Genomic DNA, 285 nt, shown 5'->3' with positions numbered 1-285 from the left:
TTCATCGGCTCAGCATGCCAAGGCATCCACCATGCGCCCTTAATAACGAACACACAAACCACCACACACAACAAAAATCATGCAGGTGGCCACACAAGTGAACTTGACAAAAAATTGATTAAAGAAAAAAGAAATCACACAAACACACACAAACAAACCACAAATAAGCAATCCATTTAATGCGTGTTTAATGCTCGCGTCCACTATACAGTTCTCACACAACACCCCAACCACACCCTGCCAACACCAACCGTGTCAACAAGACTCATGGTCAGGCACAAAAAA

Annotated in this window: 1 protein-coding gene; it reads left to right on the top strand. The window is 43.2% G+C overall.

Annotated elements, in window-relative coordinates; all coding sequences use genetic code 11:
- Nucleotides 1-180, top strand: a 180-nt coding sequence (locus tag QP915_RS11620; RefSeq protein WP_284769436.1) for a hypothetical protein, incomplete at its 5' end; no start/stop codon positions are given.
- Between the last annotated feature and the right edge of the window lie 105 nt (nt 181-285).

It is taken from the genome of Corynebacterium sp. MSK158, from assembly GCF_030229085.1.
Lineage (GTDB): Bacteria > Actinomycetota > Actinomycetes > Mycobacteriales > Mycobacteriaceae > Corynebacterium.
The sequence above is the reverse complement of the archived record's forward strand: the minus strand, read 5'-3'. Positions and strand labels throughout refer to the sequence as shown.